The organism is Pseudomonas sp. BS-2016, assembly GCF_001806145.1.
GTDB classification, from domain to species: Bacteria; Pseudomonadota; Gammaproteobacteria; order Pseudomonadales; family Pseudomonadaceae; genus Aquipseudomonas; species Aquipseudomonas lundensis.
The window spans coordinates 1-20395 of sequence record NZ_MLCT01000018.1; the positions used below are offsets into that span (position 1 = coordinate 1).

20 protein-coding genes are annotated in these 20395 nt (G+C 59.3%); 10 read left to right on the forward strand and 10 right to left on the reverse strand.

Features of this window, described 5'->3' with window-relative positions; all coding sequences use genetic code 11:
• Nucleotides 1-293: 293 nt before the first annotated feature.
• Nucleotides 294-1787 (reverse strand): CoA-acylating methylmalonate-semialdehyde dehydrogenase, encoded by a 1494-nt coding sequence (locus BKD70_RS08745; RefSeq protein WP_047273267.1) that lies wholly within the window; start codon nt 1785-1787, stop codon nt 294-296.
• Between the two features lie 81 nt (nt 1788-1868).
• Nucleotides 1869-3218 (reverse strand): aspartate aminotransferase family protein, encoded by a 1350-nt coding sequence (locus tag BKD70_RS08750; protein ID WP_047273266.1) that lies wholly within the window; start codon nt 3216-3218, stop codon nt 1869-1871.
• Nucleotides 3219-3341: 123 nt separating this feature from the next.
• Here BKD70_RS08750 and BKD70_RS08755 point away from each other — a divergent pair, with 123 nt between their 5' ends.
• The 3 genes from BKD70_RS08755 (at nt 3342) to BKD70_RS08765 (ending at nt 6023) form a co-directional block, all read left to right on the forward strand.
• Nucleotides 3342-4262 (forward strand): LysR family transcriptional regulator, encoded by a 921-nt coding sequence (locus BKD70_RS08755; RefSeq protein WP_047273265.1) that lies wholly within the window; start codon nt 3342-3344, stop codon nt 4260-4262.
• A gap of 64 nt (nt 4263-4326) precedes the next feature.
• Complete coding sequence (locus tag BKD70_RS08760; protein ID WP_047273264.1) at nt 4327-4929, forward strand: YigZ family protein; 603 nt, start codon at nt 4327-4329, stop codon at nt 4927-4929.
• Between the two features lie 410 nt (nt 4930-5339).
• A complete protein-coding gene (locus tag BKD70_RS08765) occupies nt 5340-6023 on the forward strand; it encodes an SDR family oxidoreductase (RefSeq protein WP_047273263.1) in 684 nt (227 codons plus the stop codon).
• Nucleotides 6024-6061: 38 nt separating this feature from the next.
• Here the strand turns inward: BKD70_RS08765 and BKD70_RS08770 are convergent, their stop codons facing one another.
• Nucleotides 6062-7147, reverse strand: coding sequence for a calcium:proton antiporter (locus BKD70_RS08770; protein WP_047273262.1), 1086 nt, complete (start codon nt 7145-7147; stop codon nt 6062-6064).
• A gap of 223 nt (nt 7148-7370) precedes the next feature.
• Between BKD70_RS08770 and BKD70_RS08775 the strand changes: the two genes are divergently transcribed.
• Nucleotides 7371-8324, forward strand: a complete 954-nt coding sequence (locus BKD70_RS08775) for an adenosine deaminase (protein ID WP_047273261.1) — start codon at nt 7371-7373, stop codon at nt 8322-8324.
• Nucleotides 8325-8362: 38 nt separating this feature from the next.
• Here BKD70_RS08775 and BKD70_RS08780 read toward each other — a convergent pair whose 3' ends face one another.
• Nucleotides 8363-9268 carry a LysR family transcriptional regulator gene (locus tag BKD70_RS08780; RefSeq protein ID WP_047273260.1) on the reverse strand — a complete coding sequence of 302 codons (906 nt, stop codon included), beginning with the start codon at nt 9266-9268 and terminating at the stop codon, nt 8363-8365.
• 120 nt (nt 9269-9388) lie between these two features.
• On the opposite strand from BKD70_RS08780, the gene BKD70_RS08785 reads away from it, so the two are divergent.
• Together BKD70_RS08785 and BKD70_RS25015 are read left to right on the forward strand one after the other, a co-directional pair.
• Complete coding sequence (locus BKD70_RS08785; protein ID WP_047273259.1) at nt 9389-10402, forward strand: zinc-binding alcohol dehydrogenase family protein; 1014 nt, start codon at nt 9389-9391, stop codon at nt 10400-10402.
• A gap of 123 nt (nt 10403-10525) precedes the next feature.
• Nucleotides 10526-10696 (forward strand): hypothetical protein, encoded by a 171-nt coding sequence (locus tag BKD70_RS25015; RefSeq protein ID WP_162841622.1) that lies wholly within the window; start codon nt 10526-10528, stop codon nt 10694-10696.
• A gap of 1 nt (nt 10697) precedes the next feature.
• On the opposite strand, the gene BKD70_RS08790 is transcribed toward BKD70_RS25015, so the two are convergent.
• A complete protein-coding gene (locus BKD70_RS08790; protein WP_047273258.1) occupies nt 10698-11894 on the reverse strand; it encodes a multidrug effflux MFS transporter in 1197 nt (398 codons plus the stop codon).
• A gap of 121 nt (nt 11895-12015) precedes the next feature.
• Nucleotides 12016-12216: a heavy-metal-associated domain-containing protein gene (locus BKD70_RS08795; protein WP_047273257.1), complete on the reverse strand. Its 201-nt coding sequence runs from the start codon at nt 12214-12216 to the stop codon at nt 12016-12018.
• Nucleotides 12217-12364: 148 nt separating this feature from the next.
• On the opposite strand from BKD70_RS08795, the gene BKD70_RS08800 reads away from it, so the two are divergent.
• The 3 genes from BKD70_RS08800 to cueR all read left to right on the forward strand — a co-directional run bounded on the left by BKD70_RS08800 (nt 12365) and on the right by cueR (nt 15644).
• Nucleotides 12365-12745 carry a hypothetical protein gene (locus BKD70_RS08800; protein WP_047273256.1) on the forward strand — a complete coding sequence of 127 codons (381 nt, stop codon included), beginning with the start codon at nt 12365-12367 and terminating at the stop codon, nt 12743-12745.
• Nucleotides 12746-12841: 96 nt separating this feature from the next.
• Nucleotides 12842-15229 (forward strand): heavy metal translocating P-type ATPase, encoded by a 2388-nt coding sequence (locus tag BKD70_RS08805; protein WP_255164184.1) that lies wholly within the window; start codon nt 12842-12844, stop codon nt 15227-15229.
• 13 nt (nt 15230-15242) lie between these two features.
• Complete coding sequence (gene cueR / locus BKD70_RS08810; RefSeq protein ID WP_047273255.1) at nt 15243-15644, forward strand: Cu(I)-responsive transcriptional regulator; 402 nt, start codon at nt 15243-15245, stop codon at nt 15642-15644.
• Between the two features lie 13 nt (nt 15645-15657).
• Here the strand turns inward: cueR and BKD70_RS08815 are convergent, their stop codons facing one another.
• Genes BKD70_RS08815 through BKD70_RS08825 form a run of 3 tightly spaced genes read right to left on the reverse strand, consistent with a single transcriptional unit; the run spans nt 15658 to nt 18417 of the window.
• On the reverse strand, nt 15658-16464 hold the full coding sequence (locus BKD70_RS08815) for a sulfite exporter TauE/SafE family protein (protein WP_047273254.1): 807 nt from the start codon (nt 16462-16464) through the stop codon (nt 15658-15660).
• Nucleotides 16465-16471: 7 nt separating this feature from the next.
• On the reverse strand, nt 16472-18037 hold the full coding sequence (locus tag BKD70_RS08820; RefSeq protein WP_080960296.1) for a bifunctional protein tyrosine phosphatase family protein/NAD(P)/FAD-dependent oxidoreductase: 1566 nt from the start codon (nt 18035-18037) through the stop codon (nt 16472-16474).
• 50 nt (nt 18038-18087) lie between these two features.
• Complete coding sequence (locus BKD70_RS08825) at nt 18088-18417, reverse strand: helix-turn-helix transcriptional regulator (protein ID WP_047273253.1); 330 nt, start codon at nt 18415-18417, stop codon at nt 18088-18090.
• Nucleotides 18418-18513: 96 nt separating this feature from the next.
• Here BKD70_RS08825 and BKD70_RS08830 point away from each other — a divergent pair, with 96 nt between their 5' ends.
• Complete coding sequence (locus tag BKD70_RS08830; RefSeq protein ID WP_047273252.1) at nt 18514-19377, forward strand: MBL fold metallo-hydrolase; 864 nt, start codon at nt 18514-18516, stop codon at nt 19375-19377.
• A 63-nt stretch (nt 19378-19440) separates the two neighbouring features.
• On the opposite strand, the gene BKD70_RS08835 is transcribed toward BKD70_RS08830, so the two are convergent.
• Complete coding sequence (locus BKD70_RS08835) at nt 19441-20334, reverse strand: PA4780 family RIO1-like protein kinase (RefSeq protein ID WP_047273251.1); 894 nt, start codon at nt 20332-20334, stop codon at nt 19441-19443.
• Nucleotides 20335-20395: the final 61 nt, after the last annotated feature.

Genomic DNA, 20395 nt, shown 5'->3' on the forward strand with positions numbered 1-20395 from the left:
TCAACCACTTGCGCTTCCGATCTCTCGTTAGCGGGAGGCGAATTCTACAGCGTTACACGCTGCTGTCAACACCTCATTTCCTGCTTCGATGATTTGAAGCTGGCATCGTCAAAACTGTCTAACTCATTGAAACTCAAGGAGTTTTCCGTTTCGACTGCGCCGGAAGTGGGGCGAATTATAGGCCGCTGAAATTCTGAGTCAAGCCTCAATTTCACATTTCTGTCATAAACCTTCGAAAGCTTAAAACAAAGAAGCCAGCCTTGCGGCTGGCTTCTTGTTAAACAACAGATGCGTTAAAGACTCGGAAATGCAAACTGCGACGCTTCATGGCTGGCCCGTTGCGGCCAACGCTGGGTAATTGCCTTGCGACGCGTGTAAAAACGCACACCATCCGGGCCATAGGCATGCAGATCGCCAAACAATGAACGCTTCCAGCCGCCAAAGCTGTGATAAGCCACCGGCACAGGCAGCGGTACGTTAACCCCCACCATGCCAACTTCGATCTCATCACAGAACAAACGCGCAGCCTCGCCATCACGCGTGAAGATGCATGTGCCGTTGCCGTACTCATGATCGTTGATCAGTTGCATCGCCGCTTCCAGGCTATTCACACGCACGATGCACAGAACCGGTCCGAAGATCTCTTCCTTATAGATGCGCATCTCTGGTGTAACGCGATCAAACAGGCATCCACCCAAGAAGAACCCGTCTTCATGGTCCTTGACGCTCAAACCACGCCCATCAACCACCAACTGCGCACCCGCCGCTACACCGTCCGCCACATACCCACTGACCTTATCCCGCGCCTGCCCGGAGACCAAAGGCCCCATGTCCAGACCGCATGAAGTCCCCGCGCCAATTTTCAACGCCTCGATTTGCGGCACCAGCTTGGCCACCAAGGCATCCGCCACCTGGTCCCCAACGCACACGGCTACCGAAATCGCCATGCAGCGCTCACCACACGAGCCATAAGCAGCGCCCATCAAGGCACTCACGGCATTATCCAGATCGGCATCAGGCATCAATACCGCATGGTTCTTCGCGCCACCCAACGCCTGCACACGTTTACCGCGCCTGGTGCCTTCGGCATAGATGTATTCGGCAATCGGCGTGGAGCCGACAAAACTCAAGGCTTTCACCTCTGGCGCTTCAATCAGGGCGTCTACGGCAGTCTTGTCGCCGTGCACCACACTCAAAACCCCTTTAGGCAGGCCCGCTTCCTGAAGCAGCTGCGCAATCAACAAGGTCGAACTCGGGTCACGCTCCGACGGCTTCAGAATGAAGCAGTTACCGCACACAATCGCCAACGGGTACATCCACAACGGAACCATGGCCGGGAAGTTGAAAGGCGTAATCCCCGCCACAACCCCGATCGGTTGAAAGTCCGACCATGCATCAATATTCGGTCCTACGTTACGGCTGTACTCGCCTTTCAGAATCTCCGGTGCGGAACACGCGTATTCCACGTTCTCGATCCCGCGCTTGAGTTCACCCGCCGCATCTTCGAGCGTCTTGCCATGCTCTTCGCTGATCAACTGCGAAATCCGGGCTTCATTCTGTTCCAGCAACTGCTTGAAACGGAACATCACTTGAGCACGTTTGGCTGGAGGCGTATTACGCCAGGCCGGGAAGGCAGCCTTGGCCGTGTCGATTGCCTGTTGAATCGTCTCGCGACCGGCCAACGGCACTTGATGAATCACCTTGCCCGTCGACGGGTTGTACACATCGGCGGTACGGCCAGAATCATTAACCAGCTCACCATTGATCAAATGTTGAATCGTGCTCATTGCCACTCCAAAACAGGTTTGCTGACGCGAACACTACGCGCCAGTCGAAAATCCAAAAAAGCCTCTTCTATATAGAAGGGGTCAGTCGATCTGATTCAGCGCTTCACCCACCGCATCGAATAAACGATCCAGATCCTGAGGCTTGCTGTTGAAGGTTGGACCAAACTGCAACGTGTCACCGCCAAAGCGGACGTAGAAGCCGGCTTTCCACAGTTTCATGGCGGCGTCGAAAGGACGCACAATCGCATCGCCATCACGCGGTGCAATCTGGATCGCACCAGCCAGACCGTAGTTACGGATATCGATCACATTCTTCACGCCTTTCAAGCCGTGCAATGCTTGCTCGAAATGCGGTGCCACCTGCGCGACGCTCTGGACAAGGTTCTCTTTTTGCAGCAAATCCAGCGCGGCCAGGCCCGCGGCACACGCGACCGGATGCGCGGAGTAGGTATAGCCGTGTGGGAATTCCACCGCATATTCAGGCGTCGGCTGATTCATGAATGTCTGATAAATCTCGGTAGAGGCAACTACAGCCCCCATCGGGATCGCACCGTTAGTGACCTGCTTGGCGATGCACATCAGGTCCGGCGTCACACCGAAGCTGTCAGCACCGAACATGGAGCCTGTGCGACCAAACCCGGTAATAACCTCATCGAATACCAGCAGGATGTTGTGCTGATCGCAGATTTCACGCAGACGTTTCAGATAGCCCTGAGGCGGCACCAGCACACCGGCAGACCCAGCCATCGGCTCGACAAACACGGCGGCGATATTCGAAGCATCATGCAGTTCGATCAACTTGAGCAGTTCATCCGCCAGCGCAATACCGCCCAACTCAGGCATACCGCGTGAAAAGGCATTGCTCGCCAGCAAGGTGTGCGGAAGATGATCGACATCCGCCATTGCCTGACCAAAGAGCTTACGGTTGCCGCTCACGCCACCCAGGCTGGTGCCCGCAATGTTCACACCGTGATAGCCGCGCGCCCGGCCAATCATTTTAGTCTTGGTCGATTGGCCTTTCAGCCGCCAGTACGCACGCACCATTTTCACGGCCGTGTCCGCGCATTCAGAACCCGAGTCCGTGAAGAACACATGGTTCAAGTTGCCCGGCGTTAGCTCGGTGATTTTCTCAGCCAGCTGAAACGACAAGGGATGGCCATATTGAAACGCCGGCGAATAATCCAGCGTGCCGAGTTGCTTGGCCACGGCTTCCTGAATTTCCGTGCGCGTATGCCCTGCACCACATGTCCACAGGCCGGACAACGAGTCGTAAATTTGTCGACCTTTGTCGTCGGTCAGATAACTGCCCTTGGCGCCGATGATAAAACGCGGATCCCGATGAAAGTTGCGGTTGGCGGTGTAAGGCATCCAGTGCGCATCCAGCTTGAGCTGGCTGGCTACGTTTAACTCGGCGTTTTCAGGCATGTTCATCAGCAAAACCTCGCAAGACAGAGTGCAGTGTCGGGTCGAAATCGTTGTTGCAGCTAAATTGCCACGCCTATAAAGTCGGTGAAATCCAACTCTTCTAACCTTCAGTTAGGCATTTACTAAACTATGAGCAGCCGTCGTTCCGATGCCTTGGCGCAAGTCAGCGACTTCGATATTCGCTTGTTGCGCATCTTTCGCAGTGTCGTAGAGTGCGGCGGCTTCTCTGCGGCAGAAACAGTCCTCGGCATTGGCCGGTCAGCAATCAGCCAACAAATGAGCGATCTTGAGCAGCGACTGGGCTTGCGCCTGTGCCAGCGCGGGCGTGCTGGTTTTTCCCTGACGGAAGAAGGTCGCGAGGTCTACCAATCAGCACTCCAATTACTCGGCGCACTTGAGAGTTTTCGCACAGAGGTAAACGGCCTGCATCAACACTTGCGCGGTGAGCTGACCATCGGCCTTACCGACAACCTCGTCACCCTCCCCCATATGCGTATCACCCACGCCTTGGCCCAACTCAAAGAGCGTGGGCCCGATGTGCAAATCCAGATCCGCATGATTTCGCCCAACGAGGTAGAACAGGGCGTGCTGGACGGCCGTCTGCACGTCGGCGTTGTACCCCAGGCCAGTGCGTTATCCGGTCTGGAATATCAGCCGCTGTATAGCGAGCGGTCGCTGCTTTACTGTGCCGTCGGCCACCCGCTGTTTTATGTCGATGACCACCAGTTGCAAGACGAACGCCTCAACGATCAGGACGCCATTGCACCGACGTTTCGTCTGCCATCAGAGATTCAGGCGCATTATCAGGCGCTCAAGTGCACCGCCAGTGCATCGGACCGTGAAGGCATGGCGTTCCTGATTCTGACCGGCCGCTACATAGGCTACCTGCCGGACCATTACGCCAGTTTGTGGGTACAACAAGGTCGTCTGCGGGCGCTCAAACCTGATACCCGTTTTTATGACTTGAGCCTGGCCTCGGTCACACGCAAAGGCCGCCGCCCCCATCTGGTTCTTGAAAGTTTCCTTGAGAGCCTCGAATCGACACGCTAACGTTCGTCCCCCTCGTCAGCCCCGCCGCGAAGCCTGCATGCCTCGCGCCCAGCCCGGAATCGATATGCCTTCAACCCTGACCGGTCCATGCGAGTACCGCGAAGAAATCCGCAAGAGCCGCTTCATCACCCATGCGGCGCCCATCACCAGCGCTCAACAGGCACAGGACTTTATCGCGCTGCACAGCGACCTTAACGCGTCCCACAACTGCTGGGCCTGGAAGCTGGGCGATCAGTACCGCAGCAGCGATGACGGCGAACCCGGCGGCACGGCCGGACGCCCCATTCTGTCCGCCATCGAAGCGCAGGATTGCGATCAAGTCGTGGTCCTGGTGATCCGCTGGTATGGCGGCATTCAACTGGGCACGGGCGGTTTGGCACGCGCTTACGGGGGTGGCGCCAACAAATGCCTGCAAGCGGCCGATAAGTCACCGCTTATCACGCGAGTCGCGCTGGAATGCGCGTGCAGCTTCAGCGAATTGGCGCTGGTCAAACTGCGCCTGTCTGAACTCAACGGCGTGCTCAGCAATGAAACCTTCACCGCTAACGGGGTGGAGCTAGTCCTGGAAGTCAGTGAAGCGCAGATTCCTGACTTGCGACAGCAACTGGCCGACCTCAGCCGTGGCCGCATTGTGCTGACCCGCCAGTCGATCAATAGTGAAGAGTGACCCACTTTATCCCCCGTCAAACAGTTGCCCACAACCACTGTGCACCCGACTGTGGATAACCTGAGCACACTCCTCTACAGCCCTTGACTGGCGTGACCTGCGCCGCTTTGTACGTTTTTTGATCGACTGCGCCTTCAAAGGGTAGAAACCTCAATGCAAACAGCGCGTTACTCTGATTTATAGCCCTTCGAACCATCCCTGCGCGCGCTTATACCCAGGTGCACAGGTTGCGCACAGTTCCTGTGGAGCAACCTGTGGATAAGCCGTGCAAACCCAACGGGAGCGCACATTCTGTAACGGCTGCTTATGACTGTACGTTTTTTAACCAACTTGCATGGGTGGGCAGTCGACGCCTGAAGGAGTAAAACCGTGTGCGGTGAACCTCATTTACCCTGTATAGGACGCGACTCATGACAGCAAAAAACGCACTTATCATTGGCGCCTCACGTGGACTGGGTCTGGGCCTGGTCGAGCAACTCATCAACGATGGCTGGAACGTCACCGCCACCGTGCGTAACCCTGGCAACGTTGAGAAGCTTAAAGCGTTGGGCAACGTCAACATCGAACAGCTGGATCTGGACAACGTTGAAGCTATCAGGAACCTGAGCCAAAAGCTAAACACTCACGTATTTGACCTGGTGTTTGTGAACGCGGGGATCAAGGGGCCGGACGATCAAACGTCAGGGCGCGCCAGTCTGTCCGACATCGGTCAATTGTTCCTGACCAACAGCGTAGCGCCGATCACCCTGGCGCAAGCCTTTGTCAGCAAAATCCGTAAAGGCAGTGGGGTGCTGGCGTTTATGAGTTCCGGTCTGGGCAGTGTTGCATCGCCAGACGCGCCTGAACTAGCGCTCTACAAAGCCAGCAAAGCCGCACTCAACTCCATGACCAATACCTTCATCAGTCAACTGGGCGAGGACCGGCCTACTGTTCTGACCCTGCACCCCGGCTGGGTCAAAACCGACATGGGCGGCGAAGGTGCCGATATCGACGTTGAAACCAGCACCCGTGGGCTGGTTGAGCAAGTGAAGGCCTATGCAGGCAAAGGGGGCCATTACTTCATCGACTATAAAGGCCAGACGATTCCCTGGTAGGCGACCGATCGGGCGGCGCCTGCACGCCGCCCTTTACGTCAAAGCCCCAGCAGCGACAGCATGATGAAGGTCGCAAACAGCACAAAGTGCGTCATGCCTTCGATCGCATTGGTCTCGCCGTCATTCAAGTTGATGGCACTCACCACCAACGTAATCAACACCATCACCGTCTGCACGGGCGTCATGGCCATCTGGAACGGCTGACCGGTATACAGCGCCATGGCCTCCATGACCGGCACGGTCAAGATAACGGTGGACAGCGAAGCCCCGAGTGCCACATTCACCACCGACTGCATGCGATTGGCCAAGGCGGCACGCAGCGCAGTCAAGATTTCCGGAGCCGCCGAGATCGCGGCCACCACAATCGCAGTCATGACAGGCGGTGCGCCAGTCCCTTCCAACCCTAGATCGAGGGCCTTGGACATCACCTCGGCGAGCGCGCCAATCACGATAATGCCAAACACCAACACGCCGACTGACAGTTTCAGGTTGCTCGCTTCCCCTTCCGGGGCACGTTTACGGCCCTTTTTCTCGGGGTAGCTGTAACTGAAAAAGTAACTGTGCGGCCCGACCTGCATGCGCAAAAACAGCGTGTACAGCAACACCATCGCGCCAATGGTGAACGCCGAGTAAATTTTCCAGTCTGCCTTGGGGATAAATTCCGGCACCACCATCGACACGCCCATGGCCGTCAGAATCATCACACTGTAGGTGCGCGCCGAATCGTCGTTGTAGGACTGCTCGCCGTGCTTGATCCCGCCCATCAGCGCTGCCAGGCCGAGAATCCCGTTGATATCCAGCATCACCGCTGAATAAATCGTATCCCGCACCAACGTTGGAGACGCCTCATTACTCATCATGATCGCGAGGATGACGACCTCAACCAAAACGGCTGACAGCGTCAAAATCATTGTTCCGTAAGGATCACCGAACTTTTCAGCCAACACTTCGGCGTGATGAGCCACACGCATGGACGCGCACACAATCGCTGCAATCAGGACGCCACCCGCCACCAGCGCTGTCACTTGCCCGTTATGCAGCAGCCAGGGCTCCAGCGGGAAGGCCACACACGCCATGACAATCGCCAGCAGCAGGAGTTTTTCATCTTTTAATAAAGTCAGCATCGCGAGCCTTTTACCTGTGAACCAATACACGTCGTTGGGTTACAGACTGCCGCAACTCACTAACGTTTCGTTACATATTAGTTCACTGAACGCACCACTTCGCCCCTGCGCACCCCGCCAATGGCCGCGGCCCGGCAAATAGCTTGGTCGGGTTTTACCAAATATGTCGGCCCGGGCCTGTAGAATGCCGCCATCTGCACCTGATTTGATGAGAAAAACTTCTATGTACGACTGGCTCAACGCCCTGCCAAAAGCGGAACTGCACCTGCACCTTGAAGGTTCTCTGGAACCTGAACTGCTGTTCGCTCTGGCTGAACGCAACAAGATCGCCCTGCCGTGGAACGACGTCGAAACCCTGCGCAAAGCGTACGCTTTCAACAACCTGCAAGAGTTTCTGGACCTGTATTACCGGGGCGCGGACGTATTGCGCACCTCGCAAGACTTCTACGACCTGACCTGGGCGTACCTGTTGCGCTGCAAAGAGCAGAACGTCATTCACACTGAACCGTTCTTCGACCCGCAAACCCACACCGACCGCGGCGTCCCGTTCGAGGTCGTGCTTAACGGCATCGCCGCTGCACTCAAGGACGGCGAACAGCAACTGGGCATCACCAGCGGTTTGATTCTCAGCTTCCTGCGCCACTTGAGCGAAGAAGAAGCCGAAAAGACCCTCGATCAAGCGTTGCCGTTCCGCGATGCCTTTATCGCCGTGGGCCTGGACAGCTCGGAAATGGGCCACCCGCCCAGCAAGTTTGTGCGTGTCTTTGATCGCGCCCGCGACGAAGGCTTCCTGACCGTAGCCCACGCTGGCGAAGAGGGTCCGCCGGAATACATCTGGCAAGCCCTGGACCTGCTGAAAATTCAGCGGATCGACCATGGCGTGCGTGCCATTGAAGATGAACGCTTGATGCAGCGCATTATCGAGGAGCAAATTCCGCTCACCGTGTGCCCGCTGTCTAACACCAAACTGTGCGTGTTCGATCACATGTCGCAACACAACATCCTCGACATGCTGGAGCGTGGCGTGAACGTCACGGTGAACTCCGATGACCCGGCGTACTTCGGCGGGTACATGACTGAGAACTTCCACGCCTTGCACACCCACTTGGGCATGACCGAAGACCAGGCCAAGCGTCTGGCGCAAAACGGCCTGGATGCCCGTTTGATCAAGCCGTAAAGCGTGTGCGTAATCGCTGCCGTGACCTGCGGCGGCGATTACCGGCGCAGCGCCCGTTCAGCACAGCGCTCGCTGAGCATGTCACGTAACAATTTCACCGGTTTGCTCAACTGCGCCCGGTGGGCGCACAACATGTTCAACGGCGCCCGTTCCCCCACCCGCTCGGGCATCAGCACCTTTAACCTTCCCGCCTGCACATCCGCAGACACGTCCAGCCAGGACTTATAAGCAATGCCCGCCCCGGCCAGCGCCCACAAACGCACCACATCAGCGTCATCGCTGAAACGGTCGCCGCTCACCGTCAGCCCGGTCTCACGCTTGCCGTCATCAAATCGCCAATGGTCGTGCACCCGCGTGCCGAGCATGTACAGCAAGCAATTGTGTTGCAGCAATTGTTCGAGCTGATGCGGCTCGCCAGCCCGCGCCAGATAGGCGGGTGACGCACACAGCACCCGACGATTGTCCGCCGCCACCGGCAAGGCGACCAAACTGGAGTCTTCCGGCTCGCCATAGCGCAAGGCGATGTCCACCGGCTGGCGAAACAGATCAGCAATACGGTCCCCCAGCAGCAGCCTCACCGTCAGTTGCGGATGCTCACGCTGAAACTCATCAAGCCAGGGCAGCAAGACATTTCGCCCGAAGTCTGAAGGCGCCGAGAGTTGCAGCACCCCACTGACCTGATCCTGCCCACGGGACAAAAGCCGCCGCCCTTCCTCCAGGCTGCCCAATGCCTTGCGCGCATAGTCCAGAAACCCCTGCCCCTCGGCCGTCAAACGCAGGCTGCGGGTTGAGCGTGCCAGCAGGCGCGCACCTAACTGAGCCTCCAGGCGCTTGAGGGCGGCGCTCGCCACCGCAGGTGACATGTCCATGACCCGGGCCGCGGCTGACAGGCTGCCCAGATCAGCAGCGCGGACAAATATTTGCAGGTCGTCAAAGCGCACCATGCTGAAAACACCGCCTATTATCAAAAAAATATTGAAAGAGCCTGCCGTTTTAGCCGGTTTTACTACGCCAGGAAATAGCGAATCATCGCCCCACGCTGTCCCTCTCTACAGGATGCCCCCATGAAAGCTGTCGGTTATTACCATTCGCTGCCCATTCAAGACCCGCAAGCCCTGCAAGATATTGAACTGCCTGAACCTGTCGCCGGGCCGCGGGACCTGCTGGTGGAGGTCAAGGCTATCTCCGTGAACCCGGTCGACACCAAGGTGCGGCAAAACACACAGCCCGACGCGGGCACAGCCAAGGTGTTGGGATGGGACGTGGCGGGGGTGGTCAAGGCCGTAGGCAGTGACGTCAGTTTGTTCAAGGTGGGCGACAAGGTGTTTTATGCCGGTTCGATTGCCCGCCCCGGTGCCAACAGTGAACGTCACGTGGTCGACGAACGCATCGTCGGTCACATGCCCAACAGCCTGAGCTTCGCCGACGCCGCGGCACTGCCTTTAACGGCCATCACTGCGTGGGAACTGTTGTTTGAACGCCTCGGCATCGCGCAAGGCAAGACTGACCTGCACCAACGTCTGTTGATCGTCGGTGCGGCGGGCGGCGTGGGGTCAATCCTGACACAACTGGCCCGTCAGCTTACCGGGCTCAAGGTCATCGGCAGCGCCTCGCGTCCAGAGACCCAGGCGTGGGTGCGCGAACTGGGCGCCGATGTGATCGTCGATCATCGCCAGCCCCTGAGCGAAGCCTTGAAGCAGGCAGGCATCGACGCCGTAACTCACGTCGCCAGCCTGACCCAGACCGATCAACACCTGGCGCAGTTGGTCGAGGCATTGGCACCCCAGGGCAAACTGGCCCTGATCGACGACCCCAAGACGCTGGACATTGCCCTGCTCAAACGCAAAAGCCTGTCACTGCATTGGGAGTTCATGTACACCCGGTCGCTGTTCGAAACCCCGGACATGATTGAACAGCATCACTTGCTGAACCGGGTCGCAGAACTGATAGACGCGGGCACCCTGCGCACCACCGTGGGCGAACATTTCGGCACCATCAACGCGTCTAACCTGCGCCGCGCCCACGCGCTGCTGGAAAGCGGAAAGTCCAAGGGCAAAATTGTGCTGGAAGGGTTTTGAGAAACGCCTGACGAGACTGATCCGGCCATTGTGTAACCGTCAGTCAGAGACTTGATGTCCGTCATATTTCTCAGCGTTATCGGGCATACACTGGCCTCCTTTGCGAACCTGAGGAGGCCAGAAATGAAAATCCTGATAAAAGCGTTAGCAAGATCCCGCGACTGCCAGTGGCAGGTTCAAATCGACCAGCAAGCCATCAACTTTCGCAGCGAATCGGAGGCCAGAGCCTTTGTGGACACGCTGCGCACACGCTTGCAAGCCCCGCACAGATTGCCTGAGCGAATGGCGGGCTGAATCAAATCGAGGTTTGAGCGGCAATCCGCGCGGTGTACAGCCGCCGGGTTGCCACCGCGATCGACACCGCCAAAATCCCGCACAAGCTGATGACCATGGCCATCGGCATGGCGCTGCCATCGTGCAATACCCCCACCAGCCACGCCGCCGCGGCCGCCACGCTGAACTGCAGACAGCCGAGCAACGCCGAGGCGCTACCCGCCCGTGCGCCCTGCCCGCTCATGGCGCAGGCCGAAGCATTGGGAATGATGCACCCCAGGCTGGCGATGCAAATAAACAGCGGGATCAACAGCGGCCACAGTTGTTCCGTGTGCAAGGCGCTGATGCCCAACAGCGTCAAACCGGCGGCCAGGTACAGCCACACCATGCGCGACAGCAAAAAGGCCGGGCCACGCTTGGCCAGTAACCGCGCGTTAACCTGAGCCACGAGAATGAAACCTGCCGCATTGCTGCCGAACAGCCAGCCGTAATGCTCGGCGGGGACGCCATACAACTGGATGAAGACAAACGGCGAACCCGCGATGTAGGCGAACATCCCGGCCATGGCGATCCCGCCGGTCAGCGCATGCCCCAGGTATTCACGATCCTTGAGCAAGCGGCCGTACTGGCGCAACGCACCGGACAACGGTTGACGTGGCACATTGGCCGGTAAACTTTCCGGCAAGCCCAGCGCCACGGCCAACGCCGCCAGGGCGCTGAAGCACGTCAGGACAATGAAAATCGCCTGCCAGCCGTACAGATTGACCAGCAGGCCACCGAGCATCGGGGCCAGGATGGGCGCCAGCCCCATGACCAGCATCAGTTGCGAAAACACCTTGGCCGAGCCCACGGCATCGCACTTGTCACTGACAATCGCCCGCGACAGCACCATCCCCGCACAACCGCCGAGGGCTTGAACGAAACGCGCCCCGATCAGCCAGTCAAGCGAGGGCGCAAAGGCACAGGCAAACGACGCCGCCGTGAACAACCCGACGCCCACCAACAAAGGCACGCGCCGACCGAAGCGGTCAGCAATGGGACCGTAGACCAACTGACCGATCGACAGGCCCAGAAAGTAAACCGCCAGCGTAAGTTGAATGTGTTTTTCATCGGTCGCAAATGCCTGGGCCATCGCCGGGAAACCCGGCAAGTAAAAATCGATGGCCAAGGGACCGAAGGCGCTCAAAGCGCCGAGAATCAAAATGGTTCTAAAGTTCATCAGGGATCCAAGTCGGACGAGTGTCAGCGCGACCCGGTAGTCTAGCTGTGCTGACGGATCTTGAACATAAAGATAGCGAGCTAGCTAATAAACCCCTGATGAGGCACAACCCGACAACGCGTTAATGGGCCGTGCGCGCGTCAAAACCCGCCGTGGTAATGACATCGATGATTTCCAGTGCAGGCAATTTGCTTTCCACTTTCACGGTTTTGCTCTGCAAGTCCACTTCAACTTTTGCGTCTTCGTCTGCCTTTATGAGTGCTCGAGTTACCGAGCCCACGCATCCGCCACAGGTCATACCGTCAACTTTAAAAACGTGCATTGTGTTCACTCCTTGGTTAGTGAGGTTCAGAGTGTCCACCTTGCCATCATGGCAAGGTCAAGCCCGGGTGCAGTGACACGAGGCTGGCAATCTGTTTCGCGCTCGGCCAAGCTGCAAACCTTCCGATTTAAAAACAGGATACGTAGCCATGCGCTGGTCCGCTTTGAGCCTAGTCAGCCTTTTAGGTCTTGCCAGCTTGCCGTTGTGGGCAAACGCTGATCAGGACTACGGCGTGTTGATCATTTCCCGCGAGCGCCTTGAGGTGCCCACCAATTGCGAAATCGGTCTTTATGTAGACGATCAACTGGCTGGCCGCTTGTTCCAGGAACAAGCCACGTCCTTTAACTTCCCGCCCGGCCCGATCAGCATTCGCCTCAAGTCGTTGCCGGGCCAAGCCCCGGGTTGTCTGCCGGGCATGCTGGCCCCGCCGTCTCAAACCCTCACCTTGAAAGCGGGCGATGTACGCAAATATCGCATTGCCCTGCAAAAAGGCGGCCTCTACCTCAAGCCCGCCAAGCTCGAATATTAAGCACCGTCAAGAAGACGGCCGTCACGGTTGACAAGCGCCTTGACCTTCCCACCGGGTCAAGGTCGATTCTATGGATAGATAACTTCTTGAGGAGGATTGTTCGTGCCCATTCAATACGACTTGCCGATCGCCGGCATGACCTGCGCCAGTTGCGCCGGCCGCGTAGAAAAAGCGCTGGCCAAGGTGCCCGGTGTGACATCGGTCAGTGTCAATCTGGCCACTGAACAGGCGCGTATCGAAGCGCCTGCCGACAGCCTGCCGTTGTTGCTTGAAGCGGTCGCCCAGGCCGGTTACAGCGTGCCCAGCCAGACCGTAGAGCTGAACATCGGCGGCATGACCTGCGCCTCCTGTGCAGGTCGGGTCGAGAAAGCCCTGGCCAAAGTTCCCGGCGTGACAAACGCCACCGTCAACCTGGCCAGTGAGCGGGCGCACATCGAATCGCTGGGACCTATCGACCCCGCCCGCCTGATCGAGGCGGTGACCAAGGCGGGCTACAGCGCCCAACTCACAGAAAATGTCCACGCCACCCAAGACGATCAACACAAACGCCTGCGCCGTGAGCGTTGGTCGCTGGTGGCGGCCATCGTTTTGGCATTGCCGCTGGTCCTGCCGATGCTGGTCGAGCCGTTCGGCCTGCACTGGATGCTGCCCGCCTGGGCGCAATTTCTGCTGGCCACTCCGGTGCAGTTCATCCTCGGCGCACGGTTTTACGTGGCCGCCTGGAAAGCCGTCAAAGCCGGTGCAGGCAATATGGACTTGCTCGTCGCACTGGGCACCAGTGCCGGTTACGGCCTCAGCCTGTATGAATGGGCCATCGCCGCCCCCGGCACCATGCCCCACCTGTACTTCGAAGCCTCGGCCGTGGTGATCGCGCTGGTGCTGTTGGGTAAATACCTTGAGAGCCGCGCCAAACGCCAAACCGCCAGCGCCATCCGGGCACTTGAAGCCTTGCGCCCCGAACGCGCCCTGCGGGTGGTCGATGGGCAGGAACAGGACGTGGCCATCAGCGACCTGCGCCTCAACGACCTGGTACTGGTCAAACCCGGCGAACGCTTCCCGGTAGACGGCGAAGTGGTCGAAGGTCAAAGCCATGCCGACGAGGCCCTGATCAGCGGCGAAAGCCTGCCGGTGCCAAAACAGCCTGGGGATAACGTCACGGGTGGCGCCATCAACGGCGAAGGTCGTCTGGTGATCAAAACCCTGGCGCTGGGCACTGAAACCGTACTGGCGCGCATTATTCGCCTAGTGGAAGACGCACAGGCGGGCAAGGCGCCGATTCAAAAGCTTGTGGATAAAGTCAGCCAGATTTTCGTCCCCGTGGTGCTGCTGATTGCGCTGGCGACGTTACTGGGCTGGTGGTTCTACGGCGCGCCGATTGAAACCGCGCTCATCAACGCTGTCGCCGTGCTGGTCATCGCGTGCCCCTGCGCGCTCGGCCTCGCCACCCCGACGGCGATCATGGCCGGAACCGGGGTGGCTGCCCGGCATGGCATTTTGATCAAAGACGCCGAAGCCCTTGAGCGCGCCCATGAAGTCAGCGCCGTGGTCTTCGACAAAACCGGCACGCTGACCTCCGGCACCCCGCAAATTGCCCATTTCAGTGCCGTCTCGGGGGACGAAGCGCAATTGCTGCAAGCCGCCGGGGCACTGCAACGCGGCAGCGAGCACCCCTTGGCCAAAGCCGTACTCGATGCCTGCGCAGCGCGTCAGTTGACCGTGCCCGATGTCACGGACAGCCAGTCGCTGACGGGCCGAGGGATTGCGGGCACCTTGCTGGACCGTCGTCTGGCGCTGGGTAACCGTCGCCTGCTGGAAGAAACCGGGCTCACCCCCGGCCCGCTGGCCGACTCCGCCGCGGCCTGGGAAGCCGAAGGCCGCACCTTGTCGTGGCTGATCGAGCAAAGCCCACAGCCCAAAGTGCTGGGCCTGTTCGCCTTTGGCGACACCTTGAAGCCGGGGGCACTGTCCGCCGTGCAGCAGCTCACCGAGCGCCATATCAGCAGCCACTTGCTGACTGGCGACAACAAAGGCAGTGCCAAGGTGGTGGCCGAAGCGTTGGGTATTCAGGATGTTCACGCCGAGGTGCTGCCCGCCGACAAAGCCGCCACGGTGGCCGAGTTGAAAAAAACCGGGGTGGTCGCCATGGTAGGCGACGGCATCAATGACGCCCCGGCGCTCGCGGCGGCCGACATCGGCATTGCCATGGGCGGCGGCACAGATGTGGCCATGCATGCGGCCGGTATCACCCTGATGCGCGGCGACCCGCGTCTGGTGCCTGCCGCGCTGGAAATCAGCCGCAAGACCTACGCCAAAATCCGCCAAAACCTGTTTTGGGCGTTTATCTACAACGTGATCGGGATTCCGCTGGCGGCCTTCGGCTTTTTGAACCCGGTATTGGCCGGGGCCGCGATGGCCTTTTCCAGCGTGAGCGTGGTCAGCAATGCACTGTTGCTGAAGTTCTGGAAACCCAAGGACCTTGAGTGAGGAGGTAGTCGTCATGAACATCGGTCAAGCCGCGAAGCACAGTGGACTGAGCGCCAAGATGATTCGTTATTACGAGTCCATCGGCCTGCTCAAGCCTGCCCATCGCAGTGACAGCGGCTACCGGCTGTACAGCGACGACGACCTGCACACCCTGGCCTTCATCAAGCGTTCGCGGGACTTGGGGTTTTCTCTGGACGAAGTCGGCAAACTGCTGGCGCTCTGGCAAGACCGCCAGCGCGCCAGCAGCGACGTGAAAGCGCTGGCGCGCCAGCATATCGATGAGCTGAACCAAAAAATCGTTGAACTGACCAGCCTGCGCGACACCCTGCAAGAGCTGGTCGATACGTGCCAGGGCGACCACCGTCCTGACTGCCCGATCCTCAAGGGCCTGGCGTCGGGCAGTTGCTGCGCCTGAGCCAGGCGTTTCGTCAAAGGCTCATCATGAGCACTTTGGCGAACATCAGCACACTCACCAACGCGCACAACACGGCAAACCCCTGCTGCAATAACTGCGCGGAGACCTTGGGCGAAATCACCCGGCCGGCGATCATCCCCACCAGTGTGGCGACAATAAACAGCACACCCTCGGTGGACAGGCTCACGCCCTGACGCATCAAATTGCCCAACGTGCCGAGTGACACCAACGCCACCACCATCAGCGAGGTGGACACCACGGCGTGAATGCGCACATCGCTGAACTTGCGAAACGCCGGCACGATCAAGAACCCGCCGCCCACACTCAACAACCCGGTGAGCAAGCCTGACGTGGCGCCAATCGACACCAGCGTGAGGCTGCACCGTGCATTCCAGGTCAGGCGGCCGGTGGCCGGATTGAGCATGCAGTTTTTTTCCAGAACCCCTTCGCTGGCCCCTTCACGGCCATCGGCCCGTGCCTGGAGAAACATGCGCACGGCCACAAAAATCATCACGCAGCCAAACAGCAACACCAGCACCCTGGCGGGCAACAGCGCGGCCAGATACAACCCCACCGGCGAGGTGATCGAACCCACCAACGCCATCAGCGCGGCGGCCTTGTAGCGCACCAGGCCTTTGCGCAAGCCGTCGAGCGCACCCAACGCCGCCGCTGTGCCCACCGCCAGCAACGCCACCGGCGTGGCCTGCGCCAGCGTCCACCCCAAACCGAGGGTCAACGCCGGAATCGCCAAAATGCCACCCCCGGCACCGGTCAACCCCAGCACCACGCCCACCAAAACGCCCAACAGAATGGTCAACATAGGCCGGTCAGTTTCCCGAGCAGTCGGTGAACCACTCGCGCCCCTTGAGCATGCCTTGCCAGTAGAACCACGGCAGGAAAGACGCCTTGAGGAACCACGCTGACTGACGCGCGACAGTCGGGTCCAGCGGGAACGTTGGCAGCAATTTGCCGCCATAGCCGAACTCGGCCAGGATCACTTTGCCGTTCTCGACGGTCAGCGGGCACGAACCGTAGCCGTCATAGCGCTTGCTCAGCGCAGCGCCCTTGCGCAGGGCGATCAGGTTTTCAGCCACCACCACGACTTGCTTGCGCACCGCTGCGGCCGTTTTGGCATTCGGCGTGCCGCACACATCGCCCAGGGCAAAAATCTCCGGATGGCGCGGGTGCTGCAAGGTGGCCGGGTCGGTTTCAAACCAACCGGCACTGTCCGCCAACGGGCTGCGACGGATCACATCCGGCGCCTGTTGCGGCGGCACGACATGCAACATGTCGAATGTTTTCTGCTGACGGCTCACATTGCCGTCAGCGTCCGTCACATCAAACCAGGCCGTTTTGCCAGGGCCGTCGACCTTCACCAGCGTGGACTGAAACACAAGTGTGGCGTTGTACGCTTCAACGTATTTCATCAAGGGCGGCACAAAGGCCTGGACACCGAACAACGCCGCGCCCGACAGGTTGAACTCGACCGCTACCGCGTCCAGCACCCCCTGTTTACGCCAGTGGTCACAGGCCAGGTACATGGCTTTTTGCGGCGCGCCTGCGCACTTGATCGGCATGGGCGGCTGGGTAAACAGCGCCGTACCGCCGCGCAACGTGCGCACCAGCTCCCAGGTATAGGGCGCGAGGTCATAGCGGTAGTTGGAGGTCACGCCATGCTGGCCCAGCGTCTCTTCCAGGCCCTCGATTTTCTCCCAGGCCAGTTCCAACCCCGGGCAGACGATCAATTGCTGATAGGTCAACTCCTTGCCATCACTGAGCAGCACCACATTGCGCTCGGGGGCAAAGGCGGACAGCGACGCCTTGACCCAGGTGGCGCCCTTGGGCATCACGTCAGCCGTGGCACGCACGGTGTTTTTCACGTCATAGGCGCCGCCACCCACCAACGTCCACGCGGGTTGGTAGTAATGCTCGGCGCTGGGTTCAACCACGGCAATGCGTAACGCCGCATCCCGCTTGAGCAGGCTCGCGCACACCGAGATCCCGGCCGAGCCGCCGCCGATCACGACGATGTCATACGGTGCCGCTTCGCGAGTGCCACGGGTGGCCAGTTCATACAATTTGGAGGAGCGATTGCCGGTGCGGCAAAACGCCAGAATCGGCGTCGGCAGTTGCGCCAGTACGGTGCGCATCTGTTCGGCGTCCTGCGCCGTCGCCCCGGTGGTGGCCACAGGCACATACGCAAAACTCAACCCCAGGGCCTGCGCGGCGTCGCGGAGCGCGGTGTGCTCGGGTTGTTCGGGGCCGCCTTCATGATCGGGCCGGTTGCAGATCACACTGCGAAACCCCTGCCCCGCTAACGTTTGGAGATCAGACTGACCGATTTGACCCGCCACCGAAAAGCACGCGTCGATTCGCTTGATGTTTTGCTCCATTGAGCACTCCAGGCACAACTGAAAATGAATGGATTGGGTCCCGCTGCGCGTTACTGCTTCAACGCTTGACCACAGTACAAACCGGACAGGGTTTGCATGACCGAGACCACTTCGAAACTGGCGAGGGAATAGAAGATGAACTTGCCCATGCGCCGGGTATTGACCAACCCTTCATCGCGCAGCACACCCAACTGTTGAGACAGCGTGGGCTGACGAATACCGGTCAGCGCCTCAAGCTCGCCCACGTTGCGCTCGCCCTGGGTCAACTGACATAACAGCAACAGGCGATCTTCGTTGGCCAGCGCCTTGAGCAGCAGGCAGGCTTTGGACGCCGAATCGCGCAGCAGACCGATTTGGTGATGGGTGAGCTGTACAGACATTGAAAAAACCCCTGCCGACATAACGGTCGACAGTTTACGATTCAATAATATATCTTTCAATATATTAAGAATTGTATCGACTGATGTGAGGCCGCCATGCACCCCGAAATACAGGGCTTTTACGATCCCGCTACCTCCACCGTCAGCTACGTGGTGTACGCCGCCACGGCGGGCGCCTGCGCGATCATCGACCCGGTGCTCGATTACGATGCCGCCGCCGGGCGCATCAGCACCCAGAGTGCGGACCGGATCGCCGCCTTTGTCGAGTCCCGTGGCCTGACGGTGCACTGGCTGCTGGAAACCCATGCCCACGCCGATCACTTGTCGGCCAGTGCCTACCTGAAGAAAACACTCGGCGGCCAAATTGGCATTGGAGCGCCCATCACCCAGGTGCAGGGTGTGTTCCGCGACCTCTACAACCTTGAGCCTGAGTTCCGGCAGGACGGATCACAATTCGACAAATTGTTTACCCCTGACGAGGTGTTTCACATAGGGCCGCTGCACGTGCGCGCCTTGCATGTGCCCGGCCACACCCCGGCGGACATGGCGTACCAGATCGAAGACAGCCACATTTTTGTCGGTGACACCCTGTTCATGCCCGATGTCGGCACGGCCCGCTGCGACTTCCCGGGGGGCGACGCGAGGCAACTGTATCAGTCCATAAAACGCCTGCTGTCTATGCCGCCGACCACCCGGTTATACATGTGCCATGACTACCCGCCCGAAGGCCGCGACGTGGCCTGGACAACCACCGTGGGTGAACAGCGGGCGCGCAACATCCACGTGAATGACACCCTCGACCTTGAAAGTTTTGTGGCGATGCGCACCGCCCGTGACGCAACCTTGTCGGTGCCGCAACTCTTGATTCCGGCGATCCAGATCAATATTCGCGCGGGCAACCTGCCGCCTGCCGACGACAAAGGCATACACAGCCTGAAAGTCCCGCTGAACCGGTTTTAAGCCAGCGGGGGGAACAACGCCCACAAAAAAACCGGCCGCAGCCGGTTTTTTTGCTTCATCGAATCACTGCATCCACGGTGGAGGCGGCTCTTCGGTTTTGCCCGGGGGAGCCTCATCGGCAGCCCGTACGGCCTGACGGCGTTCTTCATCCAGCCGCGCCGCTTCGATCTCGCGCATCACTCCGCCGACATCGGCCAGCTCGTCCGGCTCATCAAACTCACCCGTCAACACGCTGCCAGGGTGCAACGTGCCCGCTTCATACAGCGCCCACATTTCCTTGGCGTATCGGGTCGTCTTCAACTCCGGCGCAAACCGGCCGAAGTACGACGCCATGTTGCCCACGTCACGTTCCAGCATGCTGAACGCGTGGTTGTTGCCGGCGGCATCGACCGCTTGCGGCAGGTCGATAATCACCGGGCCGGTCGGGGTCAGCAGCACGTTGAACTCGGACAAGTCACCGTGAACCAGACCGGTACACAGCATCAGCACAATCTGCTGAATCAAAAACGCGTGGTATTCACGGGCCTGGTCCGGCTCCAGCACCACGTCGTTCAGACGCGGAGCCGCGTCGCCGTATTCGTCGGCCACCAGTTCCATCAACAGCACGCCTTCCAGGAAGTCGAACGGTTTGGGAACCCGCACCCCGGCGCCAGCCAGACGGAACAGCGCAGCCACTTCGGCGTTTTGCCAGGCGTCTTCGGTCTCTTTACGACCGAACTTCGAGCCTTTGGCCATCGCTCGGGCCTGACGGCTGTTACGAACCTTGCGACCCTCCTGATATTCGGCGGCCTGGCGAAAACTTCGTTTGTTAGCCTCCTTGTAAACCTTGGCGCATCGCAGCTCATTGCCGCAGCGGACTACGTACACAGCTGCTTCTTTACCACTCATAAGTGGGCGCAGCACCTCGTCGACCAGACCGTCCTCGATCAGGGGTTCTAAGCGTTTTGGAGTCTTCATCAGCTTTTATTGTGGGTCCTTTATTACCAAACACGCGAATGTCACTCGTTATACGGCAATC